The following is a 17,728-nucleotide window of genomic DNA, read 5'->3' as shown; positions in this document are numbered from 1 at the left end:
GCGCGCCACGGTACGCCGACCGCGACCCCGGGGCGAGGGGTTGACAGCCCGGCGCACGTGTCGGAGCGCTGTGAGAGCTCACACGAGCCGGTAGCCCGCACCGCGGACCGTCTCGATGCGGTCAGCCCCGAGCTTCTGGCGCAGGTAGCCGATGTAGACGTCGGCGACGTTCGACCCGGGGTCGAAGTCGAAGCCCCACACCCGGCTCAGCAGCTGCTCGCGGCTCAGCACCTGGCCGGCGTGCCGGATGAGCTCCTCGGCGAGGGCGTACTCGCGCGCCGAGAGGTCGACGGACGGCCCGCCGTCGATGACGGCGCGACGGGTGCGGACGTCGAGTGTGAGGTCTCGATGGCGCAGCGCGCCCGCCGCGGGAGCGACCTCCTCGTCGCGTCGCATGCGGAGGCGGATGCGCGCGAGCAGCTCGTCGAAGCGGAACGGCTTGCCGATGTAGTCGTCGGCGCCGCCCTCGAGCCCTGCGACGGTGTCGCCCAGATCGGTGCGCGCGGTGAGCATGATGATCGGCATGCGCGAGCCCGAGCCGCGCAGGTTCTCGAGCACGTCGAAGCCGTTCATGCGCGGCATGTTCACGTCGAGGACGAGCAGGTCGAACTCGCCGGTCTGCGCGAGCTCGAGCGCCTCGACGCCGTCGGCGGCGACGCGGGTCGCGAAGCCGGCGGCGCGCAGGCCCTTCTCGATGAACCCCGCGATGCGCTGCTCGTCATCGGCGATGAGAATCGATGCCACGATGGCTCCTTCCGTCCGAGTGCGGCGGCGTGTCCTCGTCGTCGGGCGCGAGCGGCACGAGGATCGCGAACAGCGCGCCGCCGCCCGGGGCGTCCGTCACGCGAGCTCGGCCGCCGTGGGCGCGCGCGATGACCTGCACGATGTTGAGGCCGAGGCCGCTCCCTGCCGCGCGCTCGCGTCCGCGTCCGCGTCGGAAGCGCTCGAACACGGCCTTCTTCTCGTCGTCCGGGACACCAGGGCCGTAATCGCGCACCCACAGGGCGAGGCGGCCCTCCTCGACATTGCTGCCGATCACGAAGCGCCCTCCGCCGTGCGTCACGGCGTTCTGCGCCAGCTGCAGCACGGCCTGGGTGATGCGGGCCGCGTCGAGCGGCGCGACGACATCCGCGATCGGCCCGGCGGCGACATCCGCGCCCTCGATTGCCTGGGCCTTGCGCACGATCTGCGCGACGAGATCCGCCGCGTCGGTCGGCTCGGGGGCGACGGGGGATGGCCCGTGGAGCGCCGCCGCGGACGACAGATCCTGCACGAGTCGGCTCATCCGGTCGAGCTCGTCGACCGCGAGCTGCTGCGTCTCGCGCACGTCGTCGGGGTCGGCGGGATCCATCAGCTCGACGTGCCCGCGCACGATCGTGAGCGGGGTCTTCAGCTCGTGGCCGACATCGCTGAGCAGCTGCCGCTGCGAGTCGAGCGCATCGTCGAGTCGATCCAGCATGGCGTTCATCGTCGCCGCGAGCTCCGACACGTCGTCGCGCCCCTCGATCGGCAGGCGCTCCGAGCGCGACTGCGCCGACACGCGCTCCGCCGTCTCGCGCATGCGCCGCAGCGGGCGCAGCAGACGACCGGCCGCGACCGTGCCGACCCCCGCGATGACGACGAGCACGATGCCGCCCGCGACGAAGAACACCCGAGCCGGGCCGTTGATCTCCGACAGCTCGGCCTCGACGTCGTAGGCCATGACGAAGAGCACGCTCTCGGCGTCGGGGGCGCCGGGCACCTCGACAGGCGTGGCGAGGAAGCGCCAGACGACGCCCTCCTCGGCGTACGTCCCGAGCACGGGCTCGCGCCCGGCGGTCGTCCGCACCGCGAACGGGATGAATCCGGGCGCGCTGCGGAGGTCGACGTCGAGCGGCACCCCGGGCACGAACGCCGCTTTGCCGTCCACGACGCCCGCGACCCCCGTGTTGTCGTCGGGGCTCATCCGCCGCACGATGTCCTCAGCGGCTTCGCGCGACGACTCCCAGGCCTGCGGCTCCTCCGGTGTCCCTGCCACGATGAAGCGGGCGGAGTCGAGGTTCGCGCGGAGGCGGTCGTCGATCTGAGCCATGATCGTCGCCTGCTCGACGATGTACACGGCGAGGCCGACCGCGGCCATCCCGAGCGCCGCGACGATGGTGATGACGGCGATGAGGCGCACGCGCACCGAGACGACGCGCCGCCGCCTTGGTCCGCCGTTCCCGTCCGCCACGGTCCCAGTATCGTCGCCGGGGCGCGCGCGACCGCTCGGATCCGGCGACCATAAGGGTTGTCTCATGTGCGGCTGTCGACCCGTTTAGGCGAGGCGCGCATCCTGGAGGGGAGAGGGAGGAGCCACGATGCGGAAGGCGATCGCGTACACCGTCATCGGCGGCATCGGCCTGCTCGCCCTCACCGGCGGCGTCGTCGTCGCGTCGGAGGCCCTCGAGCAGCGCACGGATGGCGGACAGATCCTCGACGGCGGTGCGGTCACGGGCGACTATACGGGCGGGGCCGTCGGCCGCGACCTCCGCTCGGACCAGCGCGGAGCGACGCCCACGCCCACGCCGACGCCGACGACCGCACCGCCCGAGCAGACCGCGCCGCCCGCCCAGACCGAGCCCGAGCACCTGCCGCCGGCTCCCCCCGTCGAGGTCGACGACGATCCGGACACCGACATCGATGACGACACGGACGTGGACGTGGACGACGACGCGGACGACGTCGACGACGACTGAGCCACCGGACCCGCCTCGGGCGTTCGCCGCGCTTGCCGGCGAACAGCTCGCCGGTTGCCGCGTTTCGCGGCAAGGCCGTTCGAGACCTGCCGCACTTCGCGTCGAAGAGCGGCCCGTTCGACGCATTTCGCGGCAAGCGGCTTCGCCGAGCACCCACTCCTCCCCCGAGTCGCCGCGTTTCGCGGCGAGCCCACGCCGCCCCGGCCTCACCGCCCTGCCGTGACGGGGCTCCCGACCCGCCGCAGCAGGGCGCGCGCGACGTCGTGCCATCCGTCGCGCTGCGCGTAGACACCGGCGAGCCGCAGCCGCGCCGCAGCGGAGTACGCCGGCACGCGCGCCCAGAGCGGGCCGTCGCCGAGGCCGCGGCGGAAGGCCTGGCCGGCCGCGTCGGCCCGCGTGGTCGGCAGCAGCCCCTGCAGCACCCGCAGCTCGAGGTGCACGAGCAGGTTCGCCACATCGAGCGCGCGTTCGCCGACCGCGAGGGTGTCGACGTCGATGAGGCCGACGCGCGTGCGCCCCGCCGCGACGTCCTGCGCGGTGAACGAGCCGGATGGCACGAGCAGCTGCTTGTCGTGGAGGTCGCGATGGAGGACTCCGTCGACGCGTTCCGGCGGATCCACCGCGAGCGCGGCCTCGACCGCGGCGAGCGCGTCAGCGACATCGTCCCCGTCGAGCGCGCCGCCGGCGGATGCCAGGGCACGGCGGATGGCGCGCATCTCGTCCGCGACGCCGTGGCGCGGGAGCCCCGCGGGGTCGAGCGCATGCAGCTCGGCGATCCCGGCTCCGACGCGCGTCCACACGGCGACGAGCGCGTCGTCGGAGACGGACGGGTCGCTTCCGGCGTCGAGGAGCGTCCGCTCGCCGACGCTCGCGAGGCGGAGGACACCGGCCGCGTCGTCGCGCGCGAGCACCCGGGGCGACCGGAGCGTGCGGAGGCCCGAGACGCGCTCGGCGCGCTCCGCCACCTCGGCGAACCGTGCGGGCCGGACGAGCTTCACGAAGTCGCCGTCCGCTCGGCGGAGGACCGCGCGCCGCCCCGGCCGATGCGCGATGACGCGCGCCGACGCGAACGGTTCGACCGCCGCGGCCCCGGGAAGCGCCGCGTCCGCGCGCAGCGCCGCGAGCCCGACGAGGCGCTCGCTCTCGGCGACGAGGTGCGCGACCTCGGCGTCCCAGTCGGCGGCCCTCGCGCGGAAAGGCTCCACGGCGCGCCGCAGCAGACCGGCGGCCGTGTGGGCGAGCAGGGCCGCCTCGTCGACGGCGCCGCCGGCCTCCTGATACCCCGCGACGAGCGCGGCGCCCGCGCGGCACGCGCTCTCGCCCCGGGCGATCGCATCGGCGGCCCACGCGCCCAGGTCGGACAGCGGGTCGCCCTCCCCCGCCCGATCGAGGTCGATGAGCCACGGGCGGCCGTCGGGGCCCACGATGACCTGGTCGATCGAGCAGTCGCCGTGCACGAGGGTGCGGACGCGCCGCTCCTCGAGCAGCGATCGGATGGCGGCGGCCGCGCGGAGCGCGCGATCCTCGAGGGCGGGCAGCACGGGCGCGACCCCCGACGCCGCGGCGTCGAGTGCGCGCGCGAGAGCGCGCTCGATCCCCGGCGGACGCGCGCCATCCGCCGTCATGCCCTCTCGGGCCGGTGCCGTGTGCAGCCGCGCGAGCATTCCGCCCACGCGACGCTCCGCCTCCGGATCCGCGATCTCCGGCAGCGGCGTTCCGGCGAGCAGGTGGGTCTCGACGAGCCCGACGACCGCGTCGGCGCGGACGAGCGCGGCGGTCGGCACGAACATCTCGACACGATGCTGCGCCCGGATGGCCGACGCCGCGCGATCGGGCGCGTGCACCTTGACGATGACGCGGCAGCCTGCGCAGCGCGCGACCCAGCGACGGCCGGGCTTGTAGACGAGCACCTCCGCGTCCGGGTGCCGCTCGAGCGCGACGCGGATGCCCGGGAGCGCGCGGTCGGCGGCCGCGTCGACCACCGCGATCCCCCGCTCGGCATCGAGCAGGAGGAGGCCGTCGCCCGCGTGCGCGGCCATCCGCTCGAGCTTCCGGTGGACGCCGACGGGATACGCGACCGCCTGCGCCCGGATCGACCGGCTCGGGGTCTCGATGCTCACGCCCGCGACCGCCGAGGTGCCCGGCTTGAAGCGCAGGTACGTGGTCTCGACGCGCTGAACGGGGACCCCCGCGGCCTCGAGAGCGCGGTGCAGCGTGGCCGCATCGAGCACGAGGGGAAGCCCCGGCAGCGCGGTCTCGCGCGCGGCGAGCGCCGCATCGGCGGGCGCGAGGTGCGGGATCGGGTCACGCACGGGCGGCCTCGTTGAGGATCGCCAGCCGCGACCCCGCGCGGGCCAGCAGCTCGTCCGGACGCCCCTGCTCGACGATCCTGCCGCGCTCGAGCACGACGATGCGATCGCACGCGAGGGCGTCCTCGAGCGCGTGCGTGATGACGAGCGTCGTCCGCCCCGCGCTCAGCCGATCGAGCGCGGCCCGCACGGCGGCGCCGCTCGCGGCGTCCAGCCCCGTCGCCGCCTCGTCGAGGATGACGATGCGCGCGTCGCGGAGCACGGCTCGCGCGATCGCGATGCGCTGGCGCTGGCCGCCCGAGAGGGTGTCGCCGCGCTCGCCGACGAGCGTGTCGAGGCCCTCGGGCATCCGCGCCGCGAACTCGTCGACGCCCGCCGAGCGAGCGGCCCGCTCGACCTGCGCATCGGTCGCGTCGGGGCGGCCCATCCGGATGTTCTCGCGGATCGAGCCCGTGAACAGCACCGACTCCTGCAGGACGATCGCGATGCCGCTGCGCAGGGAGGCGAGCGTGTAGGCGCGCAGGTCGCGGCCATCGATCATGACCGACCCGCGGACGGGGTCCTGGAGGCGCAGCAGCAGCGACGCGAGGGTCGACTTGCCCGACCCCGAGTGCCCGACGATCGCGACCCGCTCGCCGGCGGCGATGTCGAGGTCGACCTCGTGCAGGGCGGGCTCGCCGTCGCCGTACGAGGCGGACACGCGGTGGAAGGTCACCGCACCCGCCACGCCTCCCATGCGGTGGGCACCGGGCAGGTCGGCCAGGTCGCTGCGCGTCCCGACGAGGTCGAGGATGCGCTCGCCCGAGGCCGCTGCCTTCGCGATGCGGCCGGTGTACTTCGCGAGGTCGCGCATGGGCTTGAACGCGCCCTTGAGGTACTGCACGAACACGACGAGCTCACCCGGGGTGAGGTGGCCCTCGAGCACGCTCCAGCCGCCGACGAGCAGGACGGCGGCGGTCGCGACGCCCACGAGCAGATCGGTCGCGCGCTCGAGCCCGGCCGACAGCCGGGTCGCGCGGACGCCCTCGGAGAGCTCCCGCTCGTTCGACCGCGCGAAGTCGCGCTCGAGCGTGCCCTCGAGCGTGTAGGCCTGCACGACCTTGATGGCTCCGAACGACTCTCCCGCCGTGCCCGCGATCTCGCCCTCGCGGCGCCGCTGCACGCGCGCGGCGTCGGTGATCCGGCGCGACGCGCGGCGCGAGTGCAGGAGGAAGACGGGGAGGGCGGCGGCGACGACGAGACCCAGGCGCCAGTCGAGGACGAGCATGACCGCGAGCATCGCGACGAGCGTGACGACGTTGCCCACGAGCGGCATCGCGGCGGTGACGGCGACATCGCGGAGCTTGCCGATGTCGGAGACGAGCCGGTTGATGAGGTCGCCCGAGCGGGTTCCGGTGTGGAAGCGCAGGGGCAGGCGCAGCGCATGCGCGAAGACGTCTGCGCGCACAGCGTTCATGGCCCGCGTGCCGGCGAGGGCGAAGCACACCGTCATGAGGTACGACGCGAGCGCGCGCAGGCCGGCCGCCGCGACGACGGCGAGTGCGCATACGAGGAGCAGGGTGAGGATGCCCGGCTCCTGCGCCGCACCCGGCGCGATCACGGCGTCGATCACGACCTTGAGCGGCCACGGCTCGAGCAGCCGGAAGGCCACCTCCGCGAGCATGGCGACGAACCCGCCCGCGACGAGCCCGGCCTGCGGGCGGAGGTACGGCCGGAGGAAGCGGCCGAGGCGCCGCCCGCGCCCCGCCTCGGCGTCGCCGCGCCGACGGCTCACGCCGCCGCCTCCTCGTCCGGGTCGAGAGGGAGGCCGGCGGCACCGAGGGTCCGGCGCACGACGTGCCGCCACGTCCGGGTCTGCGCCACGTCGTCTCGCGCGGCGTCAGCGAGAGAGCGGCGAAGCCCCGGGTCGGCGGCGAGGCGGTCGAGGGCCGCCGCGAGCGCCTCGGGATCGGAGGGCGGCACGAGGAGCCCCGTGCGGCCATCCGCGACGAGCTCGGGGAGCTGGCCGACCCGCGATGCGACCGCGACCGCGCCCGAGGCGAGGTACTCGAGCACCTTGAGCGGAGAGAAGTACGGGTCTCCGTGCGCGGGGTACGGCGCGACGGCCGCGTCGAGGGCGGCGAGCTGCTCGGGGACGTCGGCGGGATCGACGGCGCCCGTGAACACCGTGCGGTCGGCGACGCCGCGCTCGACCGCGCGCCGCTCGAGGGCGGCGCGCTCCGGCCCGTCGCCGACGATCACGAGGCGCGCATCCGGGCGCCTCCGTGTGAGCAGGGCGAAGGCGTCGACGAGATGCGCCGTGCCGTGCCACGGCTTGAGCGTGCCGACGAAGCCGACCGTGAACGGCCGGCCGGCGGATCGCGAAGGCGTCGCAAACCGGTCGATGTCGACGCCGTTGGGCTCGACGACGATCCGGGCGGCGGGCGCCTGCGTGCGCGCCCAGGCCGCGACCGGCTCCGAGACGCACGCCACGAGCGAGGCATCGGAGATCACGGCGCGCGCGACGGCATCGGCGGTGTCGGCGTGCACGAGGGAGCGGTGCCGCGCCTGCTCGATCGGAAGGGGCGCGTTGACCTCCAGGATCGAGGGGATGGCGGCCTCGCGCGCGAACGACGTGCCCGCGATCGCGAAGAGCGCGTACCGCTCGTACACGAGGTCGAACGGCCGATCGGCGTGCGCGGCGAGGAGAGCGCGACGGGTGCTCTCCTCCGCGGCCATGAGCATCCGCTCGCGCTGGCGCACGTCGGATTCCCCCGTGACGGGAGCGGGGTGCACCCGGAGGCGTCGGTCGTCGTGCGCGCGGGCGAGGGCGCCGCGAGGCTCGCCGCCCGTCCGCCGGCAGTGGAGGTCGACCTCGTGGCCGGCGGCGAGGAGCACGCGCAGCACCTCCTGCACGTGGACGGACGCGCCCTTCGCGCCGAACACGGGGATGCCCGGGTCGCCGCAGACATACGCGATGCGCATCAGGCCACCTCCTGCAGCGAGCGGGCGCGGGCGATCTCGTCGAGCTCGCGCGCCTGGCGCCGCACGTCGAAGGTGCTCTCGACGAGCGCCCTGGCTCGCCGCGCGAGGGCCTCGGCGAACGCGGGGTCGTCGAGCACGCGCGCGATCGCCGCCGCGAGCGCCGCGGGAGCGTGCTGCGGCACGACGAGGCCCGTCTCGCCGTGCCGCACCGCCTCCGTGATGCCCGTGACGTCGGTCGAGATGCAGGGCGTGCCGAGGGCCATCGCCTCGAGGAGCACGGTCGGCAGGCCGTCGGCGTTGCCGTCCGACCCGACGACGCACGGCGCCGCGAACACGCTCGCGCGCGCGACCTCGGCCCGCACCTCGCCCTGCGGCAGCGGGCCCGTGAACGTGACGAGGTCGTCGAGGCCGAGCGCGCCGACGAGCGCGCGCAGCTCTCCCTCGCGCTCGCCGGCCCCGACGATGCGGCACGGCACGGCGCGCCCGCGCTCGCGCAGAAGGTGCACGGCGGCGATGAGGTCGGCGAAGCCCTTCTTCTCGACGAGCCGCCCCACGGCGACGATCGAGGGCGAGGCGGGTCGGCCCGGCGCGTACGGGAAGCGGTCGAGGTCGACGCCGTTGTAGACGCGGTGGATGGGCGTGCGAGCCGCCGCGGGGTAGCGCTCGCGCAGGTGCCGCAGGTTGAAGTCCGACACGGTCACGACATGAGACGCGTCGGCGATCTTCCGATCGACGTCCTGCGGGTCGACGCTCTCGTGGAAGAGGTCCTTCGCATGCGCCGTGAACGAGTACGGCACCCCGGTGAGGAGGGAGGCCAGGCGTGCGACGGTCGTCGCGAGGCTCGCGAAGTGCGCGTGCAGCGCCGTGATGCCCTCGCGCTCGACCGCGATCGCGAGCTGGATGGCCTGGGCCGCGTCCGCGACGTCGGCCGCGAGCAGCTCCTCGAGCACGTGCGGCACGCGCGGCAGCACGCCGTGCGCCTCGCCCAGGAGCTCCCACAGCTCGGACACGCGCGTCGGCCGGGGGATCTGCTCGACCGGCGCCGCAACTCGCGCGAGGGTGTCGTGGAAGCGGACGTCGACCGTGGGGCGCAGGGAGAAGATGCGCAGGTCGGCGCCGCGCTCCTCTCGCGCGATGATCTCCGACACGATGAAGGTCTCCGAGAAGCGCGGGTACATCTTCACGACGTAGCCGATCCGCTCGGCGGTGCGCTCATGCGACATGGCGGCTCTCCTCGGTGCGCATGCCGACGAGGTCGGCGAACAGGCGGGGCAGACGGCTGAGGCCGTCGAGGTCGATGGGCGGCGCCGGTCGCGGCGCGCGGCGGATGGCGCGCGCGGTCCACGCGGAGATCGCGTCGGGCGAGAGGTCGTCCGGGAGCACGACGTCGAGGGCGCCGCGCCGCGCGAGCGCCTCGGCGCGCACGAGCTGCTCGAGGCGCGGCTCGACGCGCGGCACGACGAGCAGCGGCGCTCTCGCGGCCAGCGCCTCGCACACCGTGTTGTAGCCGCCCATCCCGACGACGGCGGCGGCGCGCGCGATGAGGCCCGCGGCGTCCGGCGCGGAGCGCACCACGCGCAGATCGTCGCGCTCGGCCGCGATCGCGCGCAGCGCGTGCACCGCCGGGTCGGGCATGTGCGGGCCGGCGATGACGACACCGCGATGTCCCTCCGGCAGGCGCGAGCGGGCGAAGGCGTGCGCGACGTGCGCGCCATCCTGCCCCGCGCCGACCATCGCGAGCACGAACGGCTCGTCGGCGCGCGTGCGCATCCGCGGCGCCGGGCGCCCGTGCGCGAGGTAGCCCGTGTATCGCACGCGCGCGGGGGTCTCGAGCCCGGCGAGGGGGTCGTGCACGTCGCGGTCGCCGTAGACCCACACCTCGTCGTACCAGGCCGCGAGCGCCGCTGCCCCCTCGGCCTCGCGCCACTCGCGCGCCGCGGTGTGCGCGTCGTCGAGCACGTCGCGGATGCCGAGGACGACGCGCGCGCCGTGCGCGCGGACGGCGTCGAGGGCGGGCTCGAGCTCGCCGCGGAAGCCGCGCGGGTGCTTGTCGACGATGAGCACGTCGGGGCGGAACGAGGCGAGGGCGGCGTGCAGCACGGCGGTCCGCATCTCGGAGAGCTGCGCCGGGTCGACCGAGAGGTGCCGCGCGCCGTACCTCCCCGCGCCGTCCTTCGCGAGCGCGGGCAGCGACACGATGTCGCATCCGGATGGCCGTCCCGCGTGCGCGGCGTCGGGAGCGCTCGTGAGGAGCAGGAGGTCGGGCGCCTCGTCCATCCCGCTCAGCGCATGCGCGATGGCGAGGTTGCGGCGGATGTGACCCAGGCCCTGTGCGTCGTGCGAATAGAGCGCGACGCGCAGGCGGCCCTGGCCATCCGTCGTGTCGCGGATCGGGGTGCGGCGTCTCGTCTCGTCTCTCACGGACTCCACGATGGCGCTGCGCGATGAGGCGCCTGTGATGGGAACGTGAGGAGAGTCTTAGACGCCCCTCAGGCCTCCGCGGCGCGGTGCGCACGGGCGGGGATCTGGGTGGCGAGCTTGCCGCCGCTCACGTCGATGAGCGCGCCCGTGACGTAGCGCGCCGCCGGGCTCGCGAGGAACGCGACGACGTCGGCCACCTCGTCGGCCGTCCCCCAGCGGCGGAGGGTGAGCGTGTCGAGCAGCTCGTCCTGCTGCGCGGCGGGCATGTCCGCGAAGCCGTTCATCGCGGTCGGGACCATGCCCGGCGCGTAGGCGTTGACGGTGATGTCCCACGGGCCGAGCTCGCCGGCGAGCACGCGGGTGAGCTGGACGACGGCCGACTTCGTCGCGGCGTAGGCGCCGCCGCCGATCGCCGGCACGATGGCTGCGAAGGACGCCGCGTTCACGATGCGCCCGGCGCCTGCGCGCTTCATCGTCGGGATCACCGCCTGGCACATCCGGAGGAGGCCCACCACGTTCACGTCGAAGCAGGCGCGAACGGCGTCGAGATCGGCGGTCTCGAGCGGGCCGGTGAGGTTGATGCCCGCGTTGTTCACGAGGACGTCGATGCGCGCGGTCGCCGCGAGCACGCGCTCGACGGCGGCGGCCACGTCGGCGTCCGAGGTGATGTCGCACGCGATGCCGGTGATGCCCTCGCCGACCTCGGCGACGTCGCGGTCGAGTGCGAACACCGTGTCGCCCTCGCGGGCGAGGCGCTGGGCGATGACGGCGCCGATCCCGCGGCCCGCGCCGGTCACGATGACGGTCCTGCTCTCGGACATCCGATCTCCTCATGTCATACTTCATTGCATGGCGACGGGTTCAGATCATACTTCAAAGCGTCGCGTGCTCGTCACGGGCGCCGGTTCGGGCACCGGACGCGCCGTCGCGGAGGCGCTCGCGGCGACGCACGACCTCGTGCTGCTCGGCCGCCGTGCCGACCGCCTCGCGGAGGCCGCGGACGCCGCACGCGCGGCCGGCGCCGCGGTGACGGCGCGCGCCTTCGACGTCACGGCGGACGACCCACGCGCCCTGCTCGACGAGATCGGGCCGGTCGACGACCTCGTGCTGTCGGCGGGTCTCAACGCGCCCCGCCGCGCGTGGGCCGATCAGGGCATGGACGAGTTCGAGGCCATCGTCGCGACGAACCTCACGGCGCCCGCCCGGATGATCGACGCGGCCCTGCCTGCCCTGCGGACGGCGTCGGGCACGGTCGTGATCGTCTCGTCGATCGCGGCCTGGAAGACCTCCCCGGGGGCAGGCGTGGCGTACCGCGCGAGCAAGCGCGGCCTCCGCGCGCTCTCGGACTCGCTCAACGAGCAGGAGGCCGCGCACGGGGTGCGCGCGTCGATCGTGTGCCCGGGCGACATCGACACGGAGTTCCTGCACCAGCGCCCGAATCCGCCGCGCGGAGCCACCCTCGAGGTCATGCTGTCGCCCGCCGACGTGGCGCGGGCCATCCGGTTCATCCTCGACAGCCCGCCGCACGTGCGGATCGACGAGCTCGTGATCAGCCCGCTCGGCACGGTCGCCCGATGACCTCGCTCGTCGCGGGCGTCGTCGACGCCCTCGGCGCGGACATCTGCGCCGGGCGGCTCGCGCCCGGAACCGCGCTCACCCTCGAGGCCGTGCAGGAGCGCACGGGCGTCTCGCGGCCGGCGGCGCGCGAGGCGATGAGCGCGCTCGCGACGCTCGGGCTCGTCGCCCCTCGGCGCCGGATCGGCTTCGAGGTCGCCGACCCGGAGCGGTGGCAGCGGCTCGCGCCGGAGGTCATGCGGTGGCGTCTCGCCGGGCCGGCTCGCGATGCCGTGACCGCCGAGCTCACCGCGCTGCGCGCTCTCGTCGAGCCGGCCGCCGCGCGCGCGGCCGCCTCGGCGGCCTCGGCGTCGGACCGCGCCGAGATCGCCGCGCGGGCCGGCGCCTTCTGGTCGGCGGCGGCAGGAGCCGACCGCGAGGCGTTCGTCGCCGAGGACCGTGCCCTCCACACGGCCGTGCTCGCGGCATCCGGCAACAGCCTCTTCCGCGCGCTCGGCGGCCTCCTCGCCGAGTCGCTTCCCCCGCGCGCGCCCGACGCCGCGCACATCTCGCTCGAGGCGGCCCGCCGCCATCTCGAGCTCGCCGAGGCGATCACGGCCGGGGATGGCGAGCGCGCGGCGGCCGCGGCGCACGCGATCGCGGCGGCCGACGCCCCGTGATCACCCTCCGCGCATCGGTCAGGAATCGAGAAGCCGCGGCCCCGCGCCATCCCTAGCCTGGGTTCATCAGGGACGAACCCGACCGAGAGGAGAGCAGGGATGACCGCATCGGATGGCCTCAGCAAGGAGGAGCGCGACGCCGTCAAGCAGCGCGCGAAGGAGCTGCGCGAGCAGGAGAAGGCGGGCAAGAGCCGCGCGGCGGGCGAGAAGGCCGTGCGCGACGCCATCGCGAAGCTCGAGGACGACGACAGGGCGCTCGCGGAGGGCTTCTTCCGAGTGGTGTCCGACGTCGCGCCTCACCTCGTGCCGAAGACCTACTACGGAATGCCGGGCTTCGCGAACGCCGAGGGCAAGATCGTCGTCTTCCTGCAGCCGGCCGCGAAGTTCAAGGCGCGGTACGCCACGATCGGCTTCGAGGACCGTGCCGCTCTCGACGACGGCGACATGTGGGCGACCGCGTTCGCGGTGCTCTCGTGGACGCCGGAGGTCGAGCAGCGGGTCTCCGAGCTCGTGCGCCGCGCGACGAGCTGACATCCGTGGCGAGGGAGGGCGGCGTGCCGCCCTCCCTCCGCTCACGCGGGCTGGGCTTCGCGCGGGGCCGCCGTGTCCTCGAGCTGCTCGACGCTGCGGTGCGCGCCCTCGCGGAGGAGCAGCGTGCAGACCCCGAGCACGAGGCACGTGAAGATGCAGTACACCGCAACACCGGTCGGGTTGCCGCCGAAGACGACGAGCAGGCCGCTCGCGACGGATGCCGCGGTGCCGCCGCCGAGCGCGGCCCCCACCTGGTAGCTCAGCGAGATGCCCGTGAAGCGCATGCGCTTCGGGAACTGCTCGCCGAGGAGAGCGGGCAGCGGGCCCTGCGTCGCGCCCGCCATGATGCCGTTGGCGACGAAGAGCGCCATCACGATCGCGAGCTGCCCCGTGCCCGCGAGCGGGAAGAACAGCAGGATGAACACGATCGAGGCGAACGCGCCCGTCGCGATCACGGGGCGCCGGCCGACGCGGTCGGAGAGCCGCCCGAAGAGCACGGCGCACACGAACAGCACCGTCGCGCTCACGAGCTGGATGACGAGCGAGGTCGTCTCGTCGTACCCCACCTGCACGACGTAGGAGAGGAAGAACACCGAGACGAGGTAGGCCATCGCGTTGTAGCCGTACGCGACGCCGATCGAGCACAGGAGCTGGCGGGGTCGCTCGCGCAGCACCTCCATGACCGGCAGGCGCGTGGGTCGCTCCGACGCGTCGTTCTCCTCGGCCGGGAGGCGCAGGCGCGCGACCAGGCCGATGATGACGAGGACCCCGCCGATGAGGAACGGCACGCGCCACCCCCATCCGAGGAATGCGTCGCGCTCGAGCAGGCTCGCGAGCGTGAACGCCGCGATGCCGAGGACCGTTCCGAGGCCGATCCCCATGCTCGTAAAGCTGCCCCACAGGCCCCGGCGCCCGGCGGGAGCGCCCTCCATCCCGACGAGCACGGCGCCACCCCACTCGCCGCCCGCCGCGAAGCCCTGCACGAGGCGCAGCACGACGATGAGCAGCGCCGCCCAGCCGCCGATCGCGGCGTGCGTCGGGAGGCAGCCGATGAGGAAGGTGCTGATGCCCATGAGCACGAGCGTGAGGACGAGCACGGGCCGCCGCCCGACGCGGTCGCCGAAGTGGCCGAGCACGATGCCGCCGAGAGGTCGGGCGATGAAGCCCGTCCCGAACGTCGTGAACGCCACGAGCGTGCCCACGAGCGGGTCCAGATCGGGGAAGAAGACGGCCGGGAAGACGAGCGCGGCGGCGAGGCCGAAGATCGAGAAGTCGTAGAACTCGAGGGTCGTCCCGAGACCCGAGACGAAGAACGTCTTCATCGCGCTCATCGCGCGCGGCGGCTGCGCCGGGGAGGTCGTGGTGGTCATGGTCGCCTTTCAGCGTCGTCGGTGAAGGGTGGGGCAGATGGTCAGAAGCGGGTGAACGCCGCCGTCGCGGGTGTCGAGGGCGACAGGTCGAGCGCGAATCCCTCGGTGTCGATGCCGACCGTGAGGAGCGTCGCCCACTGATCGGTCGGCGCCGCCGACGGGTCGGTGTGCATGCACACGATCGCGGCGTCGCCCGCCGTGCCGCAGAACGCGGCGGCCCGGTCGACGAGGTCGGCGGCGCCGAGGCCGGCGCCCGCGGACGCGAGGTGCGCGAAGCGCTCCTCGGACTCGGCGGCCGCGGGGATGGTGTCGCCCTCGTGCAGGGCGGGGTCGAGGAAGTGGTTGGTGTGCAGCAGGCGCCCGTCGGCATCGGGCTCGACGACCGAGACGCCCGCGGGCGAGGCCTCGAAGCTCGCCGCGCGCCGGGCGCCGCGCGCGGACACGACCGTGAAGCTCGTCGACGCGGCGTATCGGGCCGAGCGCACGATCGCCTCGGCCGCGTCGAGGTCGGTCGCCTCGTCGAGGATCGCGCGCGCGACGGCGTGCACGGGGACGCCTCCGCGGCCGGTGTCGGCCTCGTGCTGGAGGATGTTGAAGTGGACGCCGACCCCCGCGCTGTTCACGCCGATCTTGCCGAGGGTGCCGAACTCGGTGAACATCTTCACCTCGAGGCCCGCGTCGGACACCGCCTGGAGCGCGAGGCCGTGCGGCACGAGATGCTCGTGCCAGTCCCAGGTCTGCAGGGTGATCGGCGCGCCGTCTTCGGGCACGACGACCATGGTCGAACATTCGGCCGCGGCGCGCTGCGCCGAGGCGAGCACCTCGGTGCGGGCGTTCACGGCGAAGACGTCCTCGGGGGCCATGCCCGCGCCATCCGCGATGCCGCGCAGCTCGTCGACGTGGCCCGGGCGCCACTGCGCGAGCGCAGCCGTGCACGAGTCGGCGACCTCGCGCACGGTCGCCGCGGCGATCCCGTGCGCGGCGAAGAGCGCGGCGTACAGCTCGGCGGACTCGGCGAACCGCGCGGCATGCTGTCGGCCGAGCGCCAGACCGCGCTCGTACGGCGACCGCTCGGTCGTCGTCATCGTCTCGAGGATCATCGATGTCTCCTTCTGCGGCCGTCCTCGGCCGCGTGAGGGACGCTAGAGACCCAAAACGTTTTCTGCAAGAATGCCGGATCATGACCGCCGCGCGCACGCCGACCATCCACGATGTGGCTCGCGCCGCGCGCGTCTCGATCACGACCGTGTCGCACGCCCTGAACGGCAAGGGCACGGTGAGCGCCGAGACGCGTGCCCGCGTGCAGGAGGTCGCAGCGCGCATGAACTACCGCGCGGATGCTCTCGCGCGAGGCCTCCGCAGGGCTCCGCTGGGGGCGCTCGGGGTGATCATCCGCCCCCTCGACGTGCAGATGGCGTACCAGCCCGAGGGCGTCGACATCTTCCTGCAGGTCGCGAGCGCCGCCTCCGCCGCGGCGCTCGATCGCGGTCTCGGCACGATGCTCCTGCCCGACATCACGCGCACGCCCGCTCCCCCGCTGTCGCTCTCGCTCGACGGCTACATCGTCATGGACCCGACGCTCGACGACCCGGCACTCGCACTGCTGTCGTCACGCGGGCTGCCGTACGTGACGCTCGGCACGGATCCGACGGCACCGGGGGCCGCGCACTGCGTCACCACCGACGCCACGGCCATGGCGACCCTCCTCGACGATCTCCGGTCGCGCGGCGCCCGACGACTCGTGCTCATCGCCGGCACGGGGCGTCATTCATGGACGCTCGACAATGTGACGGCATTCCAGGCCTGGTGCGCCGCGCACGATATCGAGCCGCGCATGCGCACCCTCGCTGAGGAGGCGGGCGTCGAGGGGGCGAGGGCGCTTGTGCCGGCCATCCTCGAGGAGGGTTCCGTCGACGCGATCGTCGCGCTCACCGGCCGACATGCGGCCGGTGCGGCGGCGGGATTGCTGGAAGCCGGCCTGCGGATTCCCGCTGACACGATGGTCGTCGCGGCATCCGACTCGGCGCAGACGCGGTTCGGACGCCCCGCGATCTCAGCCCTCGAGCATCCGCATCGCGAGATCGGCAACGCGCTCGTCGAGATGCTGCACGACATCATCTCCGGGCGCCCGCCGGAAGCGCCGACCGTGCTGCAGACGATCTACCGCCGCCGCGCGTCGACGGCGCGTGACGTGGTGTGAGGGTTCCGCTTTCTCGGTCGTTGAGCGCAGCGAGCGGTTCGCGCTTCACCCCCTCGGTCGTTGAGCGGAGCGAGCGCCAGCGAGCGCAGTCGAAACGCCGCAAGCCGGTCCCGGGAGCCGCCGACTCGAGACGGCCGCGTACACGCAGACACGCACGATCAGACCGTGTCTCACTCCCGGTGACTACACATAAGCCTTTCGCTTACTCGGACGGATCAATGTCGGTGCTTCACGGTAAGGTCCACACACGGCTTTGCGGGCGCACGCGGGATTCTGGAGGAGAGAAATCTTCGAGGAATCTTCGAGGAATGTCTTGCGTCTGGTCGTAGTTGTGTTCTACCATGGGGTATGGCCTTCCCATGGGTGCCCGATGAGGGGCAGGATGATCCGGCCGGCGCGGTGTGTGCCGCGGTCGGGTTGCTGGATGGGCTGTTCACACGGGTGGGGGAGGTGGCGTCGGGGGATCTTGCGGGGTTCACCGCGCGGGTGGAGCAGCTGGGGCGGGTCGTGGACGCGCTGCGGGTGCGGGCGGTGGGGGAGGTCGCGTGGCGGTCCCGGCGGGGCCTGGAGCGGCCCCTCGCGGCAGAGCTGGGCTGCCGGGACGGGCGGGAACTGCTCGAGCGGCTCACCGGGATCCCCGGGCCGGCGGTATCCGCGCGGGTGCGGCTGGATGAAGCCACCCGCGACCGGGAGAGCCCCACCGGGCTCCCCCTGCCGCCGGCGCACCCCGCGGTGGCCGCGGCAGTGGAAGCGGGCCTGCTCGGGGCGGAGCCGGCGGCGCTGATCGTGAAGGCCGTCGCCACCGCCCGCCGCGGCGCGCCCGCCTCCGAGGCCGACAAGCTCGAGGTGATGGAGCGTCACCTCGTCGGGATCGCCACCGGCGCGATCGCGACCGACCTGGACGAGACCGCACCCCCAGCCGAGGCCACCTCACCGTTCCCCGACGGGACGGCCGCGGCCGTGCCGTGGAGCGTCGTGAAAG

General features: G+C 74.1%; 15 protein-coding genes and 1 pseudogene. 6 read left to right on the top strand and 10 right to left on the bottom strand.

Annotated features, from left to right (window positions below; genetic code table 11):
- Window positions 1-78 precede the first annotated feature (78 nt).
- Together ACOWU6_RS06070 and ACOWU6_RS06065 are read right to left on the bottom strand one after the other, a co-directional pair.
- Window positions 79-744 carry a response regulator transcription factor gene (locus ACOWU6_RS06070; RefSeq protein WP_271173050.1) on the bottom strand — a complete coding sequence of 222 codons (666 nt, stop codon included), beginning with the start codon at window positions 742-744 and terminating at the stop codon, window positions 79-81.
- Window positions 719-2,212, bottom strand: coding sequence for a HAMP domain-containing sensor histidine kinase (locus tag ACOWU6_RS06065; protein ID WP_421075081.1), 1,494 nt, complete (start codon window positions 2,210-2,212; stop codon window positions 719-721). The genes ACOWU6_RS06070 and ACOWU6_RS06065 overlap by 26 nt, the downstream gene beginning before the upstream one ends.
- A 127-nt stretch (window positions 2,213-2,339) precedes the next feature.
- Here ACOWU6_RS06065 and ACOWU6_RS06060 point away from each other — a divergent pair, with 127 nt between their 5' ends.
- A complete protein-coding gene (locus tag ACOWU6_RS06060) occupies window positions 2,340-2,717 on the top strand; it encodes a hypothetical protein (protein ID WP_421075080.1) in 378 nt (125 codons plus the stop codon).
- A gap of 206 nt (window positions 2,718-2,923) precedes the next feature.
- On the opposite strand, the gene ACOWU6_RS06055 is transcribed toward ACOWU6_RS06060, so the two are convergent.
- The 6 genes from ACOWU6_RS06055 to ACOWU6_RS06030 all read right to left on the bottom strand — a co-directional run bounded on the left by ACOWU6_RS06055 (window position 2,924) and on the right by ACOWU6_RS06030 (window position 11,232).
- Window positions 2,924-5,029: a phosphotransferase gene (locus ACOWU6_RS06055; RefSeq protein ID WP_421075079.1), complete on the bottom strand. Its 2,106-nt coding sequence runs from the start codon at window positions 5,027-5,029 to the stop codon at window positions 2,924-2,926.
- Window positions 5,022-6,800 (bottom strand): ABC transporter ATP-binding protein, encoded by a 1,779-nt coding sequence (locus ACOWU6_RS06050; protein WP_421075078.1) that lies wholly within the window; start codon window positions 6,798-6,800, stop codon window positions 5,022-5,024. Before ACOWU6_RS06050 ends, ACOWU6_RS06055 begins: the two co-directional genes overlap by 8 nt.
- Entirely contained in the window at window positions 6,797-7,990 is a 1,194-nt protein-coding gene (locus ACOWU6_RS06045) for a glycosyltransferase family 4 protein (RefSeq protein WP_421075077.1), read from the bottom strand. The genes ACOWU6_RS06050 and ACOWU6_RS06045 overlap by 4 nt, the downstream gene beginning before the upstream one ends.
- A complete protein-coding gene (locus ACOWU6_RS06040) occupies window positions 7,990-9,213 on the bottom strand; it encodes a glycosyltransferase (RefSeq protein WP_421075076.1) in 1,224 nt (407 codons plus the stop codon). Before ACOWU6_RS06040 ends, ACOWU6_RS06045 begins: the two co-directional genes overlap by 1 nt.
- Complete coding sequence (locus ACOWU6_RS06035; RefSeq protein WP_271173057.1) at window positions 9,203-10,411, bottom strand: glycosyltransferase family protein; 1,209 nt, start codon at window positions 10,409-10,411, stop codon at window positions 9,203-9,205. The genes ACOWU6_RS06040 and ACOWU6_RS06035 overlap by 11 nt, the downstream gene beginning before the upstream one ends.
- Window positions 10,412-10,479: 68 nt before the next feature.
- Complete coding sequence (locus ACOWU6_RS06030; RefSeq protein WP_421075075.1) at window positions 10,480-11,232, bottom strand: SDR family NAD(P)-dependent oxidoreductase; 753 nt, start codon at window positions 11,230-11,232, stop codon at window positions 10,480-10,482.
- Between the two features lie 28 nt (window positions 11,233-11,260).
- Between ACOWU6_RS06030 and ACOWU6_RS06025 the strand changes: the two genes are divergently transcribed.
- The 3 genes from ACOWU6_RS06025 to ACOWU6_RS06015 all read left to right on the top strand — a co-directional run bounded on the left by ACOWU6_RS06025 (window position 11,261) and on the right by ACOWU6_RS06015 (window position 13,176).
- Window positions 11,261-11,989, top strand: coding sequence for an SDR family oxidoreductase (locus tag ACOWU6_RS06025; RefSeq protein ID WP_421075074.1), 729 nt, complete (start codon window positions 11,261-11,263; stop codon window positions 11,987-11,989).
- On the top strand, window positions 11,986-12,645 hold the full coding sequence (locus tag ACOWU6_RS06020; RefSeq protein ID WP_421075073.1) for a FadR/GntR family transcriptional regulator: 660 nt from the start codon (window positions 11,986-11,988) through the stop codon (window positions 12,643-12,645). Before ACOWU6_RS06025 ends, ACOWU6_RS06020 begins: the two co-directional genes overlap by 4 nt.
- Before the next feature lie 99 nt (window positions 12,646-12,744).
- Entirely contained in the window at window positions 12,745-13,176 is a 432-nt protein-coding gene (locus ACOWU6_RS06015; protein WP_421075072.1) for an iron chaperone, read from the top strand.
- A 41-nt stretch (window positions 13,177-13,217) separates the two neighbouring features.
- On the opposite strand, the gene ACOWU6_RS06010 is transcribed toward ACOWU6_RS06015, so the two are convergent.
- Together ACOWU6_RS06010 and ACOWU6_RS06005 are read right to left on the bottom strand one after the other, a co-directional pair.
- Window positions 13,218-14,546, bottom strand: coding sequence for an MFS transporter (locus ACOWU6_RS06010; protein WP_421075071.1), 1,329 nt, complete (start codon window positions 14,544-14,546; stop codon window positions 13,218-13,220).
- Between the two features lie 41 nt (window positions 14,547-14,587).
- Window positions 14,588-15,646: a C45 family autoproteolytic acyltransferase/hydolase gene (locus ACOWU6_RS06005; protein ID WP_421075070.1), complete on the bottom strand. Its 1,059-nt coding sequence runs from the start codon at window positions 15,644-15,646 to the stop codon at window positions 14,588-14,590.
- Window positions 15,647-15,726: 80 nt separating this feature from the next.
- On the opposite strand from ACOWU6_RS06005, the gene ACOWU6_RS06000 reads away from it, so the two are divergent.
- Window positions 15,727-16,746, top strand: a complete 1,020-nt coding sequence (locus ACOWU6_RS06000; protein ID WP_421075069.1) for a LacI family DNA-binding transcriptional regulator — start codon at window positions 15,727-15,729, stop codon at window positions 16,744-16,746.
- A 348-nt stretch (window positions 16,747-17,094) separates the two neighbouring features.
- Window positions 17,095-17,728: pseudogene (locus ACOWU6_RS05995) on the top strand (hypothetical protein); the annotation flags it as partial.

The sequence above is a fragment of the Microbacterium sp. SA156 genome (assembly GCF_049065455.1).
In the GTDB taxonomy this organism is placed as follows: Bacteria; Actinomycetota; Actinomycetes; order Actinomycetales; family Microbacteriaceae; genus Microbacterium; species Microbacterium barkeri.
This window is presented reverse-complemented; position numbering and strand designations above follow the sequence as displayed.

What these genes read in the sequence shown, in the direction of transcription:
- ACOWU6_RS06060 (WP_421075080.1), top strand. Translation starts at nt 2,340, where the DNA reads ATGCGGAAGGCGATCGCGTACACCGTCATCGGCGGCATCGGCCTGCTC.
- ACOWU6_RS06045 (WP_421075077.1), bottom strand. Translation starts at nt 7,990, where the DNA reads ATGCGCATCGCGTATGTCTGCGGCGACCCGGGCATCCCCGTGTTCGGC.
- ACOWU6_RS06040 (WP_421075076.1), bottom strand. Translation starts at nt 9,213, where the DNA reads ATGTCGCATGAGCGCACCGCCGAGCGGATCGGCTACGTCGTGAAGATG.
- ACOWU6_RS06030 (WP_421075075.1), bottom strand. Translation starts at nt 11,232, where the DNA reads ATGTCCGAGAGCAGGACCGTCATCGTGACCGGCGCGGGCCGCGGGATC.
- ACOWU6_RS06025 (WP_421075074.1), top strand. Translation starts at nt 11,261, where the DNA reads ATGGCGACGGGTTCAGATCATACTTCAAAGCGTCGCGTGCTCGTCACG.
- ACOWU6_RS06020 (WP_421075073.1), top strand. Translation starts at nt 11,986, where the DNA reads ATGACCTCGCTCGTCGCGGGCGTCGTCGACGCCCTCGGCGCGGACATC.
- ACOWU6_RS06015 (WP_421075072.1), top strand. Translation starts at nt 12,745, where the DNA reads ATGACCGCATCGGATGGCCTCAGCAAGGAGGAGCGCGACGCCGTCAAG.
- ACOWU6_RS06010 (WP_421075071.1), bottom strand. Translation starts at nt 14,546, where the DNA reads ATGACCACCACGACCTCCCCGGCGCAGCCGCCGCGCGCGATGAGCGCG.
- ACOWU6_RS06005 (WP_421075070.1), bottom strand. Translation starts at nt 15,646, where the DNA reads ATGATCCTCGAGACGATGACGACGACCGAGCGGTCGCCGTACGAGCGC.
- ACOWU6_RS06000 (WP_421075069.1), top strand. Translation starts at nt 15,727, where the DNA reads ATGACCGCCGCGCGCACGCCGACCATCCACGATGTGGCTCGCGCCGCG.